Raw genomic sequence first — 19,133 nt, 5'->3', positions numbered from 1 at the left:
GTAGCTTCGAGTCATGGTCACACCGAGACATGAAGCGCTGCACCAGATAGCGCGCGACAACCCCGACGCCCTCGAGCGGGCACTCGAGCGCGTCCACGGGCTGTCCCTTCCCCCCGTCCAGGGCGCCGAGATCCTCAACGTCGACCTCACCACCATCGAGGCCGTCGAGCGGCGCGTCGACTCCCTGGTCAGGCTGCGCACCGACGGCGGCGACATCGCGCTGATCTTCGAGGCGCAGCTCGACGACAAGAAGATCAAGCAGAGCCGTTGGCCGTACTACGTCGCCTTCGTCCACGACAAGTACGAGTGCGACGTGCTGCTCGTCGTCATCACCCACGACGCCGACGACGCGCTGCGGTTCGAGAAGCCGATCGTCATCGGCGTCGACGGCTGGACGAGCATGATCGTCCGCGTGGCGGTCTTCGGGCCCCACAACGTCCCCCGCCTGACCGGGCTGGAGGACCTTCGTGAGGACCATGTCTTCGGGGTCCTCTCCGCCCTCGTCCACAGTCACTCTCCGAACCCGGATGAGATACTGGAGCCGCTGGCCCTGGTCCTCAGTGAGGTGAGGGACTCGACGCAGAGGGACCTGAACGAGTTCGTCGAAGCCGGTCTCGTCGGCGAGACCCAGGAGCTTTGGAGGCAGTTCGTGAAGACCTACAACCCCAGCTACGTCTCCGTCCTCCGCGAGGAGGGCCGCACCGAAGGGCGTGCGGAGGGCCGGGCCGAAGGGCGTGCGGAGGGCCGCACCGAAGGGCGTGCGGAGGGCCGCGCTCAGGGGCAGGGCGAGGCGCTGCTGGTGGTGCTGGAGGAGCGCGGGGTCGCGGTGTCCGACAAGGCGCGGGAGAGGGTGCACGAGTGCACTGACCCGGACGTTCTGCACGACTGGCTGCTGCGGGCGATCACGGCCTCCACTGAGGAGGACGTCTTCGGGTGACGGCGAACGTCTTCCGGTACGCGTCCGAGGCGCGTGCAAGGGGAGTCCGTGACGGCCGAAACGAAGGGCAGGCCGAGGGTGTTCTCCTCGTCCTGCAGGGCCGCGGGCTGACGGCGTCCACCGACCTCTGCGAACAGATTCTGGCGTGCACGGATCCGGAGCGGCTCCGGGACTGGCTGATGCGCGCCGGCACGGTCGGAACACCGGACGACCTGCTCCGGTGACGGACGGGTGGGCGTGGCGCAGGGATGCGGCACGCCCATTGCCGTCAGGGGCGTGGTGCGAGTGCCTTCACGAGTTGTTCGTGCAGGGAGCCGTTGCTGACCAGGGCGGCGTCCCGGTCGATGCGCGGGTCGCCGGAGAGGTCGGTCAGGCGGCCGCCCGCCTCCTCGACGATGATCTTCGGGGCGGCCAGGTCCCAGGGCATGCCCCAGGGGTCGAGGGCGGCGTCCAGACGGCCTTCGGCGACGAGCATCTGGGACCAGAAACCGCCTGAGCCCCAGGTGTGGCGGGCCTGACGGGACAGGTCGGCGATCTCGGGGAGCAGGTCGCGGTCATCCCAGCGGTCCAGGGCGGCGAAGGAGAGGCTCGCGTCCGCGAGGTCGTTCACGGGCGAGACGTGGGCGGGCACGCCGTCGGCGAAGGCTCCGGCGCCCCGGGACGCCCACCAGCGGTGCCCCAGGGCGGGCGCGCTGACGACGCCCACGGTCGGCTCGCCGTCCTCGACGAGGGCGATCAGCGTGGCGAAGACGGGGATGCCGCGGGCGAAGTTGGCGGTGTGGTCGACGGGGTCGAGCAGCCAGCACCGGGAGCCCTGCGTGCCGCCCTCCTCCTCGCCCAGGACGGAATCGGCGGGACGACGCCGGGCGAGAAGGGCGCGCAGGGCCTGCTCGGTTTCGGTGTCGGCCTCGGTGACCGGGCTGCGGTCGGGTTTCGTCCGGACGGCGAGGTCGGCCCTGCGGAAGTGGCGCAGGGTGATGTCGTCGGCCAGATCGGCAAGGCTGAGCGCCACGGCGAGATCGGTCATGCCGGACAACCCTGGCACGCGTGACAACCGGGCGGCCGTCCGGACGCATCAAGGGTGCGTGAGGCTGACGAGGTTGAGGCGGGCACATGCCGGATGACGAGTTCGTCGCGTACGTGACCGCGCGCATGGGGTGGCTTCAGCGGGTCGCCTACCTGCTCTGCCAGGACTGGCACAGGGCGGACGACCTGGTGCAGACCGCCGTCACGCGGCTGTACCTGCACTGGCGGAAGGCCGAGGCCAGCCGGAATCTCGACGGGTACGCGCGGACCGTCCTCGTGCGCGTGTACCTGGCCGAGCAGCGCGGATCGTGGTGGCGGCGCGTCCGGCCCGTGGAGGACGTCCCGGACGCCGCGAGACGGCCGGACGACCCGGACGTGTCCATGGACCTCCGGGACGCGCTGCGGGCCCTGCCCGCGCAGCAGCGGGCGGCGGTGGTCCTGCGGTTCTACTGCGATCTGTCGGTCGAGCAGACGGCCGAAGCGCTCGGTTGCTCGGGCGGGACGGTCAAGAGTCACACGGCGCGCGGGCTGGCCGCCCTGCGCCGGTCGCTGGAGGGGACGCGGACATGAACCGTCCCGGAGGTGGACGTGAACGAGCGCAGGGAGACACCGGCATGAACGAGCTGAGGGAACGGCTGGACGAGATCGCCGCGACGCCGCGTCCGGTGGGCGCGCCCGGGGTGAGCCCGAGCGCCGCCAGGGAGAAGGGGCGGCGGATCAGGCGCAGGCGGCATGTCGCGGCCGCGGCCGGGACGGCGCTGGCGGTCGCGATCGCGGGTGTGCTGGCGGTCCCGGAAGGCGACGGGCATCGGCAGCGGGCGACGGTGCTGGCGAGCCCGCAGGCGTACGGGCCGGTGCTCGAGAAGGAGGCGGTGTTCGGCTGGCTGCCGTCCGGCTACACGGTGCTTCGGGTCTCCCGGGACGCCGACGGCTTCACGGCCACGGCGGCGCGGCCGGGGATGCAAGGCGGGGGGATGAACCTGCAGCTGACACGGGGCGCGGAGCCCGCCGTGCCGAACCTGCCGGGCGGGCGGCCCGGGCACAGGACGGCGACCGCGCCCGTCCGCGGACGGCCGGCCTTCTGGGTGATCAAGCCGGGCGCGGACGGTTCGGACCAGGTGCCGGCCGAGTTCCGGTGGCAGTACGCCGACGGGCGCTGGGCCGAGCTCGTGGTCGTCGACAAGGACGTGGCCACGGAGGCGACCGTTCGGCGGATCGCCGAGAACGTGCGGTTCGGGACGGGGCAGGCCGCGGCGTTCCCGGTGCGGATCGGCGGCGTCCCGGCCGGGATGCGGGTCGCCCGCGCGTGGATCGGGACGAGTCCGGCGCCACGCGGGAGGGACACGCCGTCCCCAGGGCAGGGCGTGGAGTTCGCGCTCGCCCCCGAACGCGGAACCCTCGACGGTGACGGGTTCTCGGTCTCCCTCACACCGGAGAGCCCGCTCCGTCCGGTGTGGGTCGGCTCGAACGGCAAGGGTGTTCGGGTGACCCCCAACACGAAGGTCGGCGGGCGCCCGGCGTTCCAGCGGATCGTGACGGATCGGGCCACCGGGAAGCAGGTCGACATGCTCACCGTGTACGGCTGGCTCGGCTACGACGTCCAGATCGAGCTGCGCGGCTGGTCGCTCAAGGCGCTGGCGGCACAGGGCGGCTCGCGTGCGGTGTTCGACCGGATCGCGTACCTGGGGGATGACCAGGCGAAGTGGACGACGACGCCGCTGGGGTGATGATCAAGGGTCCGGTTTGTGCCGGTGGGCTCCGTGCGTGATCCTGGGGTGGTGTCAACGGAGACTATGCCCACCGGGGTCGAGTTGCGGGGGTTCCTGCACGGACTGCCCGGCGTCGACCAGGTCGGGGCGGACGAGCGGGCCGCGCGCCTCGGTGCGCGGTCGATCAAGACGACGGCCAAGGCCAGCGCGATCGACCTGGCGATCTCCATGGTGGACCTGACCACCCTGGAGGGCGCGGACACGGCCGGGAAGGTCCGGGCGCTGTGCGCCAAGGCCCTCCGGCCGGATCCGGCGCAGCCGGACGCGCCGCAGGTCGGAGCCGTGTGCGTGTACTCCGACCTCGTCGAGGTCGCGGTGGACGCCCTCAAGGGCTCCGGGATCGGGGTGGCCTCGGTGGCCACGGCGTTCCCGGCCGGACGCGCCCCCATGGAGGCCAAGCTCGCGGACACGCGGGCGGCCGTCGCGGCCGGGGCGTCCGAGATCGACATGGTGATCGACCGGGGCGCGTTCCTGGCGGGCGACTACCTCAAGGTCCACGAGGAGATCGTCGAGACCAAGCGGGCGTGCGGCGACGCGCACCTGAAGGTCATCCTCGAGACCGGTGAGCTGCGCACCTACGACAACGTGCGCCGCGCGTCCTGGCTGGCGATGCGGGCCGGGGCCGACTTCATCAAGACGTCCACGGGCAAGATCTCCCCGGCCGCGACCCTGCCGGTCACGATGATCATGCTGGAGGCCGTGCGCGACTTCCGCGACGCCACCGGGCGGACGGTCGGGGTGAAGCCCGCGGGCGGCATCCGCACCACCAAGGACGCGATCAAGTACCTGGTCATGGTCAACGAGGTCGCCGGACCCGACTGGCTGACCCCGGACCTGTTCCGGCTCGGCGCGTCCAGCCTGCTCAACGACCTGCTGATGCAGCGCCGCAAGCTCGCCACCGGGGTCTACTCCGGTCCCGACCACTTCACCCTGGACTGACGATGGACTTCGAGTACGCGCCGGCTCCCGAGTCGCGGAGCGTGGTGGACATCCGGCCCTCCTACGGGCTGTTCGTGGACGGCGAGTTCACCGAGGGCCACGGCGAGCCGATCAAGACGGTCGACCCGTCCAACGAGGAGCCGCTGGCCGAGATCGCGGTGGCCGCGGCCGAGGACGTCGACCGTGCCGTGGCCGCCGCCCGCCGGGCCCACGAGAAGGTCTGGGGCCCGATGCCGGGCCGCGAGCGCGCCAAGTACCTCTACCGGATCGCCCGGATCATCCAGGAGCGGTCGCGGGAGCTGGCCGTCCTGGAGTCGATCGACAACGGCAAGCCGATCCGCGAGTCGCGCGACGTGGACATTCCGCTGGTCGCGGCGCACTTCTTCTACTACGCGGGCTGGGCCGACAAGCTCGGCCACGCGGGATTCGGCCCGAACCCGAGGTCCCTGGGCGTCGCGGGCCAGGTCATCCCGTGGAACTTCCCGCTGATGATGCTGGCCTGGAAGATCGCCCCGGCGCTCGCCACGGGCAACACGGTCGTCCTGAAGCCCGCCGAGACGACCCCGCTGACGGCCCTGCTGTTCGCCGAGATCTGCCAGCAGGCGGAGCTGCCGAACGGCGTGGTCAACATCGTCACCGGCGCGGGGGAGACCGGCCGCCTGCTGGTCGGGCACGACGGGATCGACAAGGTCGCGTTCACCGGGTCCACCGAGGTGGGCAAGGAGATCGCGCGGGCCGTCGCGGGCACCCGCAAGCGGCTGTCGCTGGAGCTCGGCGGCAAGGCGGCGAACATCGTGTTCGACGACGCGCCGCTCGACCAGGCCGTCGAGGGCATCGTCAACGCGATCTTCTTCAACCAGGGCCACGTGTGCTGCGCCGGGTCGCGGCTGCTCGTCCAGGAGTCGGTCGCGGACGAGCTGCTCGACCGGCTGAAGCGGCGGATGGCCACGCTGCGCGTCGGCGACCCGCTGGACAAGAACACCGACATCGGCGCGATCAACAGCGGCGAGCAGCTCGCCAAGATCCGGGAGCTGGCCGACAGCGGCGAGAGCGAGGGCGCCGAGCGCTGGTCCCCGCCGTGCGAGCTGCCGCAGCGCGGGTTCTGGTTCGCGCCGACGGTGTTCACCGGCGTCGCGCAGTCGCACCGCATCGCGCGCGAGGAGATCTTCGGCCCGGTGCTGTCCACGCTGACCTTCCGCACGCCGGACGAGGCCATCGAGAAGGCCAACAACACGCCGTACGGGCTGTCGGCGGGCGTCTGGACGGAGAAGGGCTCGCGCATCCTGTGGGCGGCCGAGCGGCTGCGTGCGGGCGTCGTGTGGGCCAACACCTTCAACAAGTTCGACCCGGCGTCGCCGTTCGGCGGCTACAAGGAGTCCGGTTTCGGCCGCGAGGGCGGACGGCACGGCCTGGAGGCGTACCTCGATGTCTGAGCGGCTGACTGTTCGCAAGACCTACAAGCTGTACATCGGGGGCGCGTTCCCCCGCTCGGAGTCCGGACGGTCGTACGTGGTGAACGACGCCAAGGGGCGGTTCCTCGCCAACGCGTCGCAGGCGTCCCGCAAGGACGTCCGGGACGCCGTGGTCGCGGCGCGCAAGGCGTTCGGCGGCTGGTCGTCCCGGACGCCGTACAACCGCGGCCAGATCCTCTACAGGGTCGCGGAGATGCTGGAGGGCCGCCGGACGCAGTTCGTGGACGAGCTGCGCGCCGGAGGGGCTGCCAAGACCGCCGCCTCGGCCGAGGTGGACGCGGCGATCGACCGCTGGGTCTGGTACGCGGGCTGGGCGGACAAGATCGGCGCGGTCGTCGGGAACGCGAACCCGGTCGCCGGGCCGTTCTTCAACCTGTCCACGCCCGAGCCGTCCGGCGTCGTCGGGATCGTCGCGCCGGACAGCGCGCTGCTCGGCCTGGTCTCGGTGGTCGCGCCCGCGATCGTCACGGGCAACACGGCGGTCGTCGTCGCGTCCGAGCCGGCGCCGCTGCCCGCGATCACGCTCGCGGAGGTGCTCGCCACGTCCGACCTGCCGGGCGGCGTGGTGAACCTGCTGACCGGACGGCGGGCCGAGCTCGCGCCGTGGCTGGCGTCCCACATGGACGTGAACGCGATCGACCTCGCGGGCGCGCCGGACGACGCGGTCACAGACCTCGAGAAGGCCGCCGCCGACAACCTCAAGCGCGTGCTGCGTCCGGGCGCCGGCGACTGGTCCGCGGAGCCCGGTACCGACCGGATGACGGCGTTCCTGGAGACCAAGACGGTGTGGCATCCGGTGGGTGTGTAACGTCCGTTTCGCGCGTCCGGTGTGTAGATCGTCGCGAAGTGTGGAATAGATCTCTCCGTAGCTGATCATGCACGGGGGGTAGATCAGGTGCCTACCAGGACCGCATCGCGCACGACGAGCCGAAGCACGGCCGGGCGCGCGAGAAAAACGACAGGGAAGGCCACGACCGCCCGCAGGGCGGCGTCCAAACGGACCAGCGCAGCCGTGAAGTCGACGGCGTCGCGGTCCACGGTCTCGGCACGTGCCGGGACGGCCAGGAAATCGACGGCGAAGCGGGCGACCGCGTCGCGGGGCACGGCAGCCAAGAAGGCGACCGGCACGCGGCGCGCGTCCGCCACCAAACGGACGACGGCGAAGCGGACGACCGCGGCTAAGCGGACGACCACGGCGCGGAAGACCGCGGCCCGGAAGACGACGGCGAAACGCGCGTCGACCGCGGCGAAGCGGGCGACCACGGCGCGTCGCACCGTCGCCGCGGCGTCGTCCCGTGGCTCGGCGGCCGCCGCCAAGAAGGCGACGACCGCGGCGACACAGGCCAAGTCCGCCGCCACCAAGATGAAGTCGGTGGCGACCAAGGCGAACGCCTCGGTACGGGCCATGACGGCGATGACCAAGGCGATGACCACGGCGACCAAGGCGATGGCGGACGCCGCCAAGGCGATGAACGCCGCCGCCAAGGCCGTGAGCAGCGCTCGCGCCACCGCCGGGACCACCGCCCGCAAGGCGGCGGCCACCCGGAAGAAGGCCACCGCCCGCAAGACGACGGCCAAGAAGGCCGCCACGCGCAAGACGGCGGCCAGGAAGACGACCGCCAGGAAGGCCACGGCCAAGAAGGCCACGGCCCGCAAGACCACCGCCAAGAAGGCGACCGCGCGCAAGACCACCGCCAAGAAGGCGACGGCGAAGCGGGCGAGCGCCACGAAGACGGCGGCCAAGCGGACCACGGCCAAGCGGGCGACGGCCAAACGGGCGACGGCGAAGCGGGCGACCACCGCCAAACGGGCGCCGGCCAAGCGGACGGCGGCGAAACGCGCCCCGGCCAAACGCGCCACGGCGAAGAAGACCGCCACGCGCAAGACGGCGGCCAGGAAGACGACCGCGTCGACGCGTCCACGCACGACCCGCACGACCACCCGGCGGACCGCCGCGCGCCGTACGGCCACACCGGCCAGGGCCGCGTCGAACGGCGCGGTGTCCGCCGCCTCGTCCTCTGCCCTGGTCGACCCGAAGACCCACGCGATGGCCTCGGGTGCCTCGTCGCCGAACGGCGGCGTCCTGTCCGGGATGACCCGGACGTCCCACGGCGGTTGACGGAGGTGGGATCCTCGACGGTGCAGAGCCCTGCCCCGCGTCCGAAACGCGGGTCGGGGCTCGGCCGGTGAGTGGACGAGCCAACGGAGGACGCATGAACGACAAGCAGATCCTGTCGCGCATCGACGAGTACGTGGCCGAAGAGGCCGAACTGCGCGCCAAGCTCCAGAAGGGCGAGCTCTCGCAGGCGCAGGAGCAGCAGCGCCTGCGCGCCGTCGAGGTCATCCTCGACCAGTGCTGGGACCTGCTCCGCCAGCGCCGCGCCCGCCGCGACGCCGGCGACAACCCGGACGAGGCCGCCGCCCGCCCCGCCAGCGAGGTCGAGGGCTACCTCCAGTAACCCCGCCTCCACCACACCCACCCAGGCGCACCCGCGGCCTCTGAGCCCGCAGCGGTGACGCCCCCCACGGGCTCCGCCCCGGCAGGGCCATGCCACTCCCAAGAGGCCACAAGCCCCGCCGGAGGCGCCCCACCCCTCCCTCACCCACCCAACAGCCCCCCACAAACCCACGCCCCAAGTTCCCCACAAACCCGCGTCCCACGCCCGGCGCACCCGCGCCCGGCGTACCCGCGTCCCGCGCCCCGCGTACCCGCGTCCCGCGCCCGGCGCACCCGCGCCCGGCGCACCCGCGCCCGGCGTACCCGCGTCCCGCGCCCGGTGCACCCGCGTCCCGCGCCCGGTGCACCCGCGCCCCGCGCACCCGCGCCCCGCGTACCCGCGCCCCGCGTACCCGCGCCCCGCGTACCCGCGTCCCGCGTCCCGCGCCCAGCGCACCCGCGCCCAGCGCACCCGCGCCCCGCGTACCCGCGTCCCGCGCCCGGCGTACCCGCGCCCCGCGTACCCGCACCCGCACCCGCGCCCGGCGTACCCGCGCCCGGCGTACCCGCGCCCCGCGTGCCCGCGCCTTCTGCCCTGCGCCTTCTGCCCTGCGCCCCGTTGGGCGGCAGGGGCGGGCTGGCTGCGTGCCTGCTCTGACGGGCCTCACGTCCTCGCTGGGGCCTCCTCGCTGTCCGCGGGATCCCCCTGGAGTCCGATGAACGGGAGAGCGGCTCTGTGAGAGGCACAGCGCTTCAGAGAGGCATGCGATGACCAGGGGGAGTGCGAGGCGCGACGCGTCCTGAGGTGTGTGAGGGTGGCGCTGACCAGAGTGTGTGCCCTGTGGTGGGTTTTCGTCGGGGCCGTGGCTCGTCGTTGGTTCCGGTTCTGGCGGGGTGGCCGGATTCGGACGGGGGAACATCGGCGGACTGCAACCCGCGCCCGCCGTGGTGGCGTCTCATGAGGCATGAGAGCGGGTCCGGACGGGGGCGCCGCCGCCAGGGGAAGGGGGCTTCGCCGTGAAGGGCCTGCTGCAAGCCGCGACAGTCGGGACCGCCTTGGTCGCGGCCGTTCCCCTCGCAACCCTGACGGAGTCCACGGCGTCCGCACAGGCCGTCCCGAGCTCCGCACCGGGCCAGGTCACTGCGCAGGGACGCGTCCACGCGCCGATCCCCCTGCGCGTGCGCGACAAGGCGAACCGCTTCGGCCAGACCTATCGGCGGTTGCCGAACGGCACGTCCGTCCCGCTCCGCTGCTCCGTCACGGGCCAGCGCATCTACGGCGACCGCACCTGGTACCGCCTCGCGACCTCCCAACGCGAATACGTCGCCGCCCACTACGTCACCGTCACCTCCGGCCACGTCCCCCACTGCTGAGCCGGAGCCGCGGGCCGCGGACGAGGCAGGTGCCAGGCGCCAAAGCAACGGCGCCCTCAATGCGGAGCCAAATCGTGGAGAGTGCCCAGGCGGCCTGAAGGTGGGAAACGGAAAAGAGCCGTCCACTTGGGGTGGACGGCTCTTCTCGTGGGCTCGTTACATGCGTTCGGGCGTCGGGACGCCGAGCAGGTCGAGGCCGGTGACCAGGGTGCGCAGGGTGAGGGCGCACAGGGCCAGGCGGGACTGCTTGGTCGGCTCGTCCGCGGCCTTGAGAACGGGGCAGTTCTCGTAGAAGGCCGTGTAGGACGAGGCGAGCTCGAACAGGTAGGTCGCCAGGCGGTGCGGCTCGGCGGCCTCGTAGGCGGACTTGACCGCGGCGCCGAAGCCCAGCAGGTGCAGGGCCAGGTCGCGCTCGGCGGGCTCCTCGAACTTGATGGGCCCGTGGGCGTCCTCCGGGGACGTCCCGGCCTTGCGGAAGATCGACCGGATCCGGGTGGCGGCGTACTGGAGGTACGGGCCGGTGTTGCCCTTGAACGAGATCATCCGGTCGAAGTCGAAGATGTACTCGCTGTCGCGGGCGACGGAGAGGTCGGCGTACTTGACCGCGCCGATGCCGACGGCCTCGACGATGGCGTCGCGGGTGGCGGCGTCGAAGGAGTCGTCGTGGTTGAGCTTGTCGAACTCGGCGCCGGCCCGCTCGACGGCCTCGTCGAGGAGCTCGGAGAGCTTGATGGTGCCGCCGGCCCGGGTCCGCAGGATCTTGCCGTCGGTGCCGAGGACGTTGCCGATCTCGGCGTGCTCCAGCCGCATGCCGCCCCGGACCCAGCCCGCCATCCGGGCGACCTCGAAAGCCATCTGGAAGTGCAGGGACTGCGGGGCGCCGACGACGTAGATCACCCGGTCGGCGTGCTCGGTGTCGGACCGGTACCGGATGGTCGCCAGGTCGGTGGTGGAGTAGTTGTAGCCGCCGTCGCTCTTGCGGACGATCACCGGCAGCGGGTCGCCCTCCCGGCCCTTGAACCCGGGCGGGAACACCACGAGCGCGCCGTCGCTGATCTCGGCGATGCCGTCGTCGATGAGCTCCTGCGCGGTCGGGTTGAGCAGGTCGTTGTAGAACGACTCGCCCTTGATGTCGTCGTCGGTGAGCGTGACGCCGAGCCGCGTGTAGGTGCTGTTGAAGTACCGCTTGGACACGTTCACCAGGACCTGCCACAGGCGCATGGTGTCGGCGTCGCCCGCCTGGAGCTTGACGACCCGGTTCCGGGCCCGCTCGGCGAAGTCCGGGTCGGAGTCGAACTTCTGCCGGGCCGCCTGGTAGAAGGCGGTGAGGTCGCTCACGGACGAGTCGTCGCGCTCGGCCGCGGCCACGCCGATGTCGAGCAGGTGCTCGATCAGCATGCCGAACGGGGTGCCCCAGTCGCCGACGTGGTTGTCCCGGACGACGGTCTCGCCGAGGAACCCGGCGATCCGGGCGATGGCGTCGCCGACGATCGTGGTCCGCAGGTGCCCGACGTGCATCTCCTTCGCCACGTTCGGCGAGGAGTACTCGACGATCACCTTCTCCGGGTGCTCGGCCTTGGCGATGCCCAGCCGGTCGTCCTCGAGGGCGGACTGGGCCTGGCCGGCGATCCAGCCGTCGGCGAGGGTGAGGTTGATGAAGCCCGGCCCGCTGATCTCGACCTTGGAGACCAGCCCGTCCACGTCGAGCCTCGCCACGATCTCCTCGGCGATGCCGCGCGGGTTCTGCTTCTCGCCTCGCTCCTGGGTGAGCGGCTTGACCAGCGACATGGCGACGTTGGCCTGCAGGTCGGCGAACTGCGACGGTCGGATGACCGGGTCGGTGTCCGCGAACGACGGTCCGAAGGCGGCGGCGAGCGCGGCCCGGACCCTGTCAGCGAGTACGAGTTGCGGGTCGGACATGTCTCAAGGTTATCGGCGCGAGGGTGTGGATCCGGTAATGGTTTGCTGTTTGAGGGCCTTGAGCACGAACGTGAGGACGACGCCGGCGAGCGCGGCGATCCCCAGGCCGTAGGCGTCGTTGGCGAGATTGTCGGGCCACAGGGCGAAGAAATGCCGCAGCCAGGGGACCGCGAGCACGATCAGGAAGGCCGTGCCCATGGCCGCCACGAGCCCGAGCCGCCACCAGTTCCAGGGCCGGGCGATCAGCACCAGGACCCACAGGGCCAGCAGGAACAGCGAGATCGTGGCGGAGGACGAGTCCTCCTCGAAGGAGCTGGCGAGGTTGCGGGTGGCGATCCAGTAGCCCGCGAACGTGGCGACGCCGCAGGCCACCCCGGCCGGGATCGCGAACCGCAGGACGCGCGGCACGAAACCGGGCCGGGCGCGCTCGCTGTTGGGCGCGAGGGCCAGGAAGAACGCCGGGACGCCGATGGTCAGCGTGCTGATCAGCGTGAGGTGCCGGGGCAGGAACGGGAACCGGACGTGCATGAGCCCGACCAGCACCGACAGGATGATCGAGTAGACCGTCTTGGTGAGGAACAGGTTGGCGACCCGCTCGATGTTGCCGAGCACCCGCCGCCCCTCGCCGACCACGTGCGGCAGGGTCGAGAACCGGTTGTCGAGCAGGACGATCTGGGCGACGGCGCGGGTGGCGTCGCTGCCGGACCCCATGGCGATGCCGAGGTCGGCGTCCTTCAGGGCGAGGACGTCGTTGACGCCGTCGCCGGTCATCGCGACCGTGTGGCCCTTGGCCTGCAGGGCCGCGACCATGTCGCGCTTCTGCTGCGGGGTGACGCGGCCGAACACCGAGTTGGCCTCCAGCACCTCGGCCATCTCGTCGACGCCGGACGGCAGGGACCGGGCGTCCACGGGGTGCTCGGCGGACGCCAGGCCCAGCGTGGACGCGATCGCGCCGACGGAGGCGGGGTTGTCGCCGGAGATGACCTTGACCTTGACGCCCTGCTCGTCGAAGTAGGCGAGGGTCTCCTTGGCGTCCGGGCGGATGCGCTGCCGCAGCACGACCAGCAGCGCGGGCCGGGCGGTCGCGGCGACGTCGAGCCGGTCGGGCTCGGCGAACGCGCCGTCCGGGACCTTGGCGAGGGCGAGCACGCGCAGCCCGGTGGAGCCGAGGTCCTCGGCTTTCGTGCGCGCGGGGTCGTCGAGGGAGAGCAGCACGTCGGCCGCGCCCATCACCCAGCAGCCACGCCCCTCGAAGGACGCGCCGCTCCACTTGCGCGCGGACGAGAACGGGACGGCGGTCTCCCGCGTCCAGCCGGGATCGGGGGTCTCGAGGCCGTCGCGGACGGCCCGCATGGTGGAGTTCGGGTCCGGGTCGGTGTGCGCGAGCGCGGCGAGCGCCCGGTCGCCGGGGAGCGCGTCGTCGAGCGGGACGATCTGGTCGAGGTCCATGCCCGGCTCGGTGAGCGTGCCGGTCTTGTCGACGCAGAGCACGTCGACCCGGGCGAGGCCCTCGATCGCGGGCAGCTCCTGCACCAGGGTCTGCCGCCGCCCCAGCCGGACGACGCCGACCGCGAACGCGATGCTGGTCATCAGCACCAGGCCCTCGGGGATCATGGTCACCACGCCCGCGACCGCGCCGGTCACGGCGTTCGACACCCCGCCCGCCGACCGGAACTGGCTGACGAACAGCAGGATCGCGGTCGGGATGATCAGCCAGGTGACGTACTTGAGGAACCGGTTGATGCCGTCCATCAACTCCGAGCGGGTGAGGGTGAACCGGCTGGCCTCCTCGGTGAGCCGCGCGGCGTAGGCGTCCCCGCCGACGTGCGCGGCGGTGAACGAGCCGCTGCCCGCGACCACGAAGCTGCCCGACTTCAGCTCGTCGCCGGGCCGCTTGCGGACGGGGTCGGCCTCGCCGGTGAGCAGGGACTCGTCCACCTCCAGGCCGCTGGAGGCGACCACCGGGCCGTCCACGACGATCTTGTCGCCGGTGCCGAGCGTGATCAGGTCGTCCTGGACGACCTCCTGCTGGTGGAGTTCGCGGGGCTCCCCGTCGCGGACGACCCGCACCGTCGCCTCGCCGACCACGGCGAGCCGGTCGAGGGTGCGTTTGGCGCGCAGCTCCTGGATGACGCCGATCGCCGAGTTGGCGACGATGATCCCGCCGAACAGCCCGTCCTGCCAGGCGCCGAAGACCATCACCAGCGTGAACAGGCTGCCGATCAGGGCGTTGAAGCGGGTGAACACATTGGCCCGGACGATCTCGCCCACCGACCGGCTGGTCTGCTGCGGCACGTCGTTGACCCGCCCCGCCGCCACCCGCTCCCGGACCTGCGCCTCGCTCAGCCCACGCCCGGCCACCTCACCCGGACCCGACCCGCCGTGCGCCGACCCGCCCTGCGCCGACCCGTCCGGAGCCGGTGCGCCCGGAGTCGGGCCGTCCGGCGCGGCCTGCTGCGGTTCCGTCATCGTCCCCCCGTCGGAAGCCCCATCCCCCATGATCGCCTGGGACGGCCCCGGGTGGCTCAGCGGCCCCCGGCGCCCCGCTCCGGCCGGTCGGCCGGGCGCCCCGTGGCCGGTCGCGCCGCCGTGTCGGCGTCGCTGCCCGGCCTCCGTTCGTCCTCACCCTGTTCAACGTGTGACGAAGGGGAAACGTTGGGGTCGTTCGTGTCGGGAAATTCACGTGCCTCGGGTGCGTCCGGTTGGCCGGTTTTGCCGACGTCCCCACCCTCCCGAGCACCTTCCCCACCCTCCCGGACACCGTCCTTGGACGCGTCGTGGTTGCCGTGCGGCCAGCGCGGGAACCGGGACGTCCTGGTCGCCGCGACCTGGTCGCGGATGCGCTCCACGATGCGTCCCGCGGCCAGCTCGTGCGCGAGCAGGCAGGCCGAGGTGATCGCACGGGCCCTCGACGCCCCGTGCGCGATGATCACCGTGCCGTTCAGGCCGAGCAGGACGCCGCCGCCGTAGGTGTCGGAGTCGAACCGGTCCTTCAGCTCGGTGAGCTTGCGCCGCTGGAGCAGCGCGCCCATGCGGGCCGTCCGGGACGAGGTGACCGCCTCCCGGAGCTCGCCGAACGCCGTCCGGACCGTGCCCTCCAGGGTCTTGAGCGCGACGTTCCCGGTGAAGCCGTCGGTGACGATCACGTCCACCTTGCCCGCGAGCAGGTCGTGGCCCTCGACGTTCCCCGCGAACTCCACGCCGTGGTGCCCGGACGCCAGCAGCTCGTGCGCGCGCTTGGCGAGCTTGTTGCCCTTGCCCGCCTCGGAGCCGATGTTGAGCAGCGCCACGCGCGGGCGCGCGAGGCCCAGCCGGATCTGCGCGTACGCGGTGCCGAGCGCGGCGAACTGCACCAGGGTCTCCGGCTTCACGTCCGCGGTCGCGCCCGCGTCCAGCAGGACGGTCGGGCGCGGACGGGTCGGCAGGGTCACCGCGATCGCGGGCTTCATCACGCCCTGCTGGCCCTTCAGGCGCAGCCGGGACGTCGCGACCACCCCGGCCGTAGACCCCGCCGAGACCAGCGCGGACGCCCGCCCCTGCTTCACCAGGTGGCAGGCGATCGCGACGGACGAACGGGGTTTGCGCCAGCTCGCGAGCGCGCCCTCGCCCATGTCGAGCGCCTCGTCCGCGTGCACGATCGGGATCTCACCGGCGATGCCGAGCCGGTCGAGGCGGGCCCGGATCCGCGGGGCCTGTCCCACCAGGACGACCCGGACGCCGTGTTCGCGGAACGCCGCCACCGCGCCGTCGATGACCTCGTCGGGCGCGTGGTCGCCGCCCATCGTGTCCACAGCGATCGGCGCGGGACGGAGACGGGGATCGGCCGCCACCGCCCGCGCCCGCGCGTCGGCGGCACCTCGTGTGCGCGCGTCCGGCGCCGGTTGGGTGCCGCCGTCCGGCGAGGGCCGTGCCTGCTCGCCTTTGCCGGTCATCAGCACTCCAGAAGGGACGGGGAGAAACGCGCCGCGCCGCGACGGGGCAGCTCATCGCATGCTATCCAGCGATCGCCGAGCCCCCGCCGCCCCGCCCCGCCCGTCCCGTCCGCGCCCCGCCCGGGCCGGCGGGGCCGTGGTCCTGGGTGGGTCAGCTCTTCTTGCGGCAGTCGGCGCCCAGGCAGGTGGCGTTCTGCACCACCGGACGGCCGTCCACCAGGATCGTGTAGTACTGCGCCTGCGTGGCGTCCTCGCCCGCGCCGATGATCTGCACCCGCTTGTGGTCGGACGTGCTGGAGGTGCAGTTGACCCGCATTTTCCTCTTCGTCCACCCTGGGGAATCGGCGCAGGACAGGCCCGAGGAGAGGGAGACCCCGCGGTGCGTGAGCTCCTCTCCGCCCGCGCGCGCCATTCCGGTGCGCAACGCGTACTGGGTCCTGTAGCGCAGCTCCTTGGCGTCGTGGAACGACAGATAGGCGATGCCCACGGCGCCGACGACGACCACGACGCCCATCGTTCCGAGGACCAGGGCCAGCCCCCGCCCCTTGAACAGGGCTTTGACCGGGCCTGGGATCAAGGCTTTCATCCGGCCCACGACCAGGGCCCTCATCCGCGAGATCTTCACGGCTGTAGCGTCACCACTCGGCCGCCGGGGCACGCCTGCGCCGCCCCGGATTTTTGTCGATCATGCGCTCTCGTTGCGAGCCCTTCACACGCGGCCGCACGCGGCCCGCACGCCGCCCGAGGACGCCGAAGGTCACGGATGGCCGGCGGGTGGTCGGACGCCGGCTTCGCGTGGGCCGGGCGACGCGCTCGCGTAGGGCGAGGGGGCGTGGTCGGGGCGGCGGCAGCCGGTGCCGAGGCAGTCGCGGTCGATCATCAGGCGTCCGCCGACGGTCACCTGGTAGCGCTCGACCGGCGCGGCCGTGTCGGCGGAACCGACGGTCCCGCTGATCTCGACGGGCTCCCCGCCGGTGGTGCGCGCCTTGCAGGCGATCCGCACCTCCTTGAGCGCGCCGGTGGGAGGGGTGTTGCACACGGGACGTTTCTGCAGGTGGACGCCCTTCTCGCGCAGATCGGCGATCGCGCCGTCGGCCACCGCGTTGCGGTACGCGCCCTCGGAGATCCGCTGCATCGCGCCGCACCCGCTCAGCGCCGCCACGGCGAGCGCCGCGGCGGCCATCACGCCCACCCGCCGCACCCGGGCTCCGGTGCGCGCCCGGGGTCCTGTACGCGCGTTCGGGGTCATGGCGCGATCCCGTGGGCGCGGTCGACGGCGTCCGCGACCGCGTCGGGACGGTCGAACTGGATCATGTGCGGACAATCGGGAAGGTCCACCTGATTTCCGAAAGGGGACATCTCGGCGAGGCGGCGGTGGCAGCCCGCCCATTCGAGGGCGTCGACGGCGTCGGCGAGCGCGGTCAGCACCTCCAGCGGGACGTCCGGGAGGGGACGGCGGGCGCGCAGGTCCAGCAGGTCGGCGGCGGCCTCGCGGTAGGCCACGTCCTCCGCGATCACGGTGCCGAGCACCGCGCCGCGCCCGTAGACCGACCTGACGACCTCGGGCGGCACCGGCTCACCCCGCTCGGTCACCTGCTTCAGCGTGATGCGCCGTCCGAACGGGCCGATCACGCGGGAGAGCCGGGTCGCCTCCAGGCCCGCGCCCGTTGCACGCAGCACAGGGTGGACGGCCGCGCTGATGCGCAGCCCGGCGCAGGCGACGCGTTCCTCGCAGGACGGGTCGACCAGCACGAGCGCGCGCACGAGGTCCGGATAGAGCCGGGCCAGGCCCTCGGCGTGGAACCCGGCCATCGAGTGCGCGACGACCGTCACCGGTGCCCCGCTCGTGCGCGCGAGGTCGGCGAGGACGGCCACGTCCCGGCGCAGGCTCGCGGGACGGCGCGCCGCGGGGCTCAGCCCGAGCCCCGGACGGTCGAACGCGAGGATCCGGTACCGGTCGCCGATCAGGGCGATGACCGGCTCCCAGTCGAACCAGGCCCCGCCGAGGCCCGTGCTGAGCAGCAGCGTCGGCGCGTCCGGCGGACCGGACTCGACGACGTGCACTCGTTCGCCTCCGGCCTCGGCGATGCGCCCGCCCTCGGCGACCGGCCCGTCCGCCGGGCCGGCCCACTCCACCGGTGCCCGCTCGCTCGCCTGTTCGCTGCTCGTCACGGGGACGTCGTCTCCCTCGCCTGGACGGGACGGCCGTGCGGTGCGCGCCGCGCGGCCCGCCAGTCGGCCCAGAGCGCCCACGCGATGGTGAGCAGGCCGAGGCACAGGATGCTGATCTGGATCCGCTGCAGGATGCCGAGCCACTCGCCGACCAGCATCGCCACCACCGTGCCGAGCGCGAACACCGTCTCGACGACCGCGAGCAGCCAGCCGAACCGGGCCAGCGCGGGCCACCAGCCGTACCGGCGGGCCGCGATCGACAGCGTGAGCAGGGCCGCGACCCCGCAGGCGATCACCGCGGTGCTGGTCACCGAGTGGAACGAGTGCGAGAACGACACCTGGTCGGCGCGCTCGCGCAGCGCGCACCAGGTCTCGAGGCTGGGCGCGCAGTCGAGCGGGAACAGGGCGTCCCCGATCGCGCAGAGCCCGAACAGGCCGAGGAAGCCCCAGCCGACCGTGCTCCAGAACCGGCGGCGCATCGTGGTGAGCGCCGTGCCCGCGACGATGATCGACAGCAGCCCGGTGACCAGGTCGCCGCCGCTGTAGACCATGTGGAACGGCTGGTCTCGCGCGGACAGCTCGCTGACGTAGCCGTTCACGACGTCCAGCGAGGGGCTCAGCAGGTGCTCGAGCATGAACGTCGCGTAGCTCACCCCCGCCACGGCCGCGAGCAGGGCCGCGAACAGCGGCGCCACCCCGGGCCGCACCGCCGCCGTCCCCGCGTGCGGCGCCCGCACCCCCACCCGCGCGTCGCCGGTGAGCCGCGCGTTCCCCGGTTCCCGCGCGTTCCCCGGTTCCCGCGCGTTCCCCGGTTCCCGGGCGTTCCCCGGTTCCCGGGCGTTCTCCAGTTCTCGGGCGTTCTCCAGTTCCCCGGGGTTCTCCAGTTCCCCGGGGTTCTCCGGTTCCCGGGCGTTCTCGGACTCCTGGGCGTCCTCAGGCTTCTGGGGGTTCTCGGGTTTCTGGGCGTTCGCGTCCAACCGCGCCCCCTCGGTTCGCGACGCCGCGCCGTCTCCCGCGCCCGCGTCCGGGCGTGTCGTGCCCGTGTCCGGGCGTGCGGGGGCGGGGCCGGAGCGGCTCGTGGCCGACGCCTCCGGCCGTGCGTCGTGCCCGGTCGCCTTCACCGGTCCCCCTCAGCGTCGGTCGCTGCCTACAGCA

The 19,133-nt window shown here is 72.6% G+C and carries 18 protein-coding genes and 1 pseudogene; 10 read left to right on the top strand and 9 right to left on the bottom strand.

All coding sequences use genetic code 11. The annotated features are described in order from the left end of the window. Window positions 1-13 precede the first annotated feature (13 nt). The gene (locus AB0L06_RS36815) at window positions 14-937 is read left to right on the top strand and encodes an RpnC/YadD family protein (RefSeq protein ID WP_500235821.1); all 924 of its coding nucleotides are present in this window, start codon (window positions 14-16) and stop codon (window positions 935-937) included. Then, window positions 934-1,161: a hypothetical protein gene (locus tag AB0L06_RS36810; RefSeq protein ID WP_500235820.1), complete on the top strand. Its 228-nt coding sequence runs from the start codon at window positions 934-936 to the stop codon at window positions 1,159-1,161. Before AB0L06_RS36815 ends, AB0L06_RS36810 begins: the two co-directional genes overlap by 4 nt. 44 nt (window positions 1,162-1,205) lie before the next feature. On the opposite strand, the gene AB0L06_RS36805 is transcribed toward AB0L06_RS36810, so the two are convergent. After that, window positions 1,206-1,964, bottom strand: coding sequence for an inositol monophosphatase family protein (locus AB0L06_RS36805; RefSeq protein WP_500235819.1), 759 nt, complete (start codon window positions 1,962-1,964; stop codon window positions 1,206-1,208). A gap of 86 nt (window positions 1,965-2,050) precedes the next feature. Between AB0L06_RS36805 and AB0L06_RS36800 the strand changes: the two genes are divergently transcribed. From AB0L06_RS36800 to AB0L06_RS36780, 5 genes are all read left to right on the top strand, one after another. After that, on the top strand, window positions 2,051-2,533 hold the full coding sequence (locus tag AB0L06_RS36800) for a SigE family RNA polymerase sigma factor (RefSeq protein WP_500235818.1): 483 nt from the start codon (window positions 2,051-2,053) through the stop codon (window positions 2,531-2,533). A 44-nt stretch (window positions 2,534-2,577) separates the two neighbouring features. Beyond that, window positions 2,578-3,690 (top strand): hypothetical protein, encoded by a 1,113-nt coding sequence (locus AB0L06_RS36795; protein WP_500235817.1) that lies wholly within the window; start codon window positions 2,578-2,580, stop codon window positions 3,688-3,690. 66 nt (window positions 3,691-3,756) lie between these two features. Next, window positions 3,757-4,671, top strand: a complete 915-nt coding sequence (gene deoC / locus AB0L06_RS36790; protein ID WP_500235863.1) for a deoxyribose-phosphate aldolase — start codon at window positions 3,757-3,759, stop codon at window positions 4,669-4,671. A 2-nt stretch (window positions 4,672-4,673) separates the two neighbouring features. Further along, window positions 4,674-6,104, top strand: coding sequence for an aldehyde dehydrogenase family protein (locus AB0L06_RS36785; RefSeq protein WP_500235816.1), 1,431 nt, complete (start codon window positions 4,674-4,676; stop codon window positions 6,102-6,104). Continuing rightward, window positions 6,097-6,951 (top strand): aldehyde dehydrogenase family protein, encoded by an 855-nt coding sequence (locus tag AB0L06_RS36780; RefSeq protein WP_500235815.1) that lies wholly within the window; start codon window positions 6,097-6,099, stop codon window positions 6,949-6,951. The genes AB0L06_RS36785 and AB0L06_RS36780 overlap by 8 nt, the downstream gene beginning before the upstream one ends. An 83-nt stretch (window positions 6,952-7,034) precedes the next feature. Here AB0L06_RS36780 and AB0L06_RS36775 read toward each other — a convergent pair whose 3' ends face one another. Beyond that, window positions 7,035-7,577: a hypothetical protein gene (locus tag AB0L06_RS36775; RefSeq protein WP_500235814.1), complete on the bottom strand. Its 543-nt coding sequence runs from the start codon at window positions 7,575-7,577 to the stop codon at window positions 7,035-7,037. Between AB0L06_RS36775 and AB0L06_RS36770 the strand changes: the two genes are divergently transcribed. The 3 genes from AB0L06_RS36770 to AB0L06_RS36760 all read left to right on the top strand — a co-directional run bounded on the left by AB0L06_RS36770 (window position 7,558) and on the right by AB0L06_RS36760 (window position 9,954). Further along, window positions 7,558-8,262, top strand: coding sequence for a histone H1-like repetitive region-containing protein (locus tag AB0L06_RS36770; protein WP_500235813.1), 705 nt, complete (start codon window positions 7,558-7,560; stop codon window positions 8,260-8,262). The genes AB0L06_RS36775 and AB0L06_RS36770 overlap by 20 nt on opposite strands. Window positions 8,263-8,356: 94 nt before the next feature. Then, the gene (locus tag AB0L06_RS36765) at window positions 8,357-8,602 is read left to right on the top strand and encodes a DUF2630 family protein (RefSeq protein ID WP_500235812.1); all 246 of its coding nucleotides are present in this window, start codon (window positions 8,357-8,359) and stop codon (window positions 8,600-8,602) included. A gap of 995 nt (window positions 8,603-9,597) precedes the next feature. Further along, a complete protein-coding gene (locus AB0L06_RS36760) occupies window positions 9,598-9,954 on the top strand; it encodes a hypothetical protein (RefSeq protein WP_500235811.1) in 357 nt (118 codons plus the stop codon). Between the two features lie 156 nt (window positions 9,955-10,110). Here the strand turns inward: AB0L06_RS36760 and argS are convergent, their stop codons facing one another. From argS to AB0L06_RS36725, 7 genes and pseudogenes are all read right to left on the bottom strand, one after another. Then, window positions 10,111-11,874 (bottom strand): arginine--tRNA ligase, encoded by a 1,764-nt coding sequence (gene argS / locus AB0L06_RS36755; protein WP_500235810.1) that lies wholly within the window; start codon window positions 11,872-11,874, stop codon window positions 10,111-10,113. 9 nt (window positions 11,875-11,883) lie between these two features. After that, complete coding sequence (locus AB0L06_RS36750) at window positions 11,884-14,343, bottom strand: cation-translocating P-type ATPase (protein WP_500235809.1); 2,460 nt, start codon at window positions 14,341-14,343, stop codon at window positions 11,884-11,886. Window positions 14,344-14,660: 317 nt separating this feature from the next. Continuing rightward, window positions 14,661-15,656 (bottom strand): annotated as a pseudogene (gene plsX, locus AB0L06_RS36745) (phosphate acyltransferase PlsX); the annotation flags it as partial. A gap of 301 nt (window positions 15,657-15,957) precedes the next feature. Beyond that, window positions 15,958-16,431, bottom strand: coding sequence for a hypothetical protein (locus AB0L06_RS36740; RefSeq protein ID WP_500235808.1), 474 nt, complete (start codon window positions 16,429-16,431; stop codon window positions 15,958-15,960). Between the two features lie 132 nt (window positions 16,432-16,563). After that, complete coding sequence (locus AB0L06_RS36735) at window positions 16,564-17,055, bottom strand: hypothetical protein (protein WP_500235807.1); 492 nt, start codon at window positions 17,053-17,055, stop codon at window positions 16,564-16,566. Further along, the gene (locus tag AB0L06_RS36730) at window positions 17,052-17,978 is read right to left on the bottom strand and encodes an alpha/beta fold hydrolase (RefSeq protein ID WP_500235806.1); all 927 of its coding nucleotides are present in this window, start codon (window positions 17,976-17,978) and stop codon (window positions 17,052-17,054) included. Before AB0L06_RS36730 ends, AB0L06_RS36735 begins: the two co-directional genes overlap by 4 nt. Next, a complete protein-coding gene (locus AB0L06_RS36725; protein ID WP_500235805.1) occupies window positions 17,975-18,955 on the bottom strand; it encodes a DUF998 domain-containing protein in 981 nt (326 codons plus the stop codon). The genes AB0L06_RS36730 and AB0L06_RS36725 overlap by 4 nt, the downstream gene beginning before the upstream one ends. Window positions 18,956-19,133: the final 178 nt, after the last annotated feature.

Source organism: Spirillospora sp. NPDC052269 (assembly GCF_040679435.1).
Classification (GTDB): domain Bacteria; phylum Actinomycetota; class Actinomycetes; order Streptosporangiales; family Streptosporangiaceae; genus Spirillospora.
This window is presented reverse-complemented; position numbering and strand designations above follow the sequence as displayed.

Excerpts from the sequence above, each read along its gene's own strand:
- AB0L06_RS36770 (WP_500235813.1), top strand. The coding sequence starts at position 7,558 with ATGACCAAGGCGATGACCACGGCGACCAAGGCGATGGCGGACGCCGCC.
- AB0L06_RS36805 (WP_500235819.1), bottom strand. The coding sequence starts at position 1,964 with ATGACCGATCTCGCCGTGGCGCTCAGCCTTGCCGATCTGGCCGACGAC.
- AB0L06_RS36765 (WP_500235812.1), top strand. The coding sequence starts at position 8,357 with ATGAACGACAAGCAGATCCTGTCGCGCATCGACGAGTACGTGGCCGAA.
- AB0L06_RS36815 (WP_500235821.1), top strand. The coding sequence starts at position 14 with ATGGTCACACCGAGACATGAAGCGCTGCACCAGATAGCGCGCGACAAC.
- AB0L06_RS36785 (WP_500235816.1), top strand. The coding sequence starts at position 4,674 with ATGGACTTCGAGTACGCGCCGGCTCCCGAGTCGCGGAGCGTGGTGGAC.
- AB0L06_RS36795 (WP_500235817.1), top strand. The coding sequence starts at position 2,578 with ATGAACGAGCTGAGGGAACGGCTGGACGAGATCGCCGCGACGCCGCGT.
- AB0L06_RS36750 (WP_500235809.1), bottom strand. The coding sequence starts at position 14,343 with ATGACGGAACCGCAGCAGGCCGCGCCGGACGGCCCGACTCCGGGCGCA.
- AB0L06_RS36735 (WP_500235807.1), bottom strand. The coding sequence starts at position 17,055 with ATGACCCCGAACGCGCGTACAGGACCCCGGGCGCGCACCGGAGCCCGG.
- deoC (WP_500235863.1), top strand. The coding sequence starts at position 3,757 with ATGCCCACCGGGGTCGAGTTGCGGGGGTTCCTGCACGGACTGCCCGGC.
- AB0L06_RS36780 (WP_500235815.1), top strand. The coding sequence starts at position 6,097 with ATGTCTGAGCGGCTGACTGTTCGCAAGACCTACAAGCTGTACATCGGG.
- AB0L06_RS36800 (WP_500235818.1), top strand. The coding sequence starts at position 2,051 with ATGCCGGATGACGAGTTCGTCGCGTACGTGACCGCGCGCATGGGGTGG.
- argS (WP_500235810.1), bottom strand. The coding sequence starts at position 11,874 with ATGTCCGACCCGCAACTCGTACTCGCTGACAGGGTCCGGGCCGCGCTC.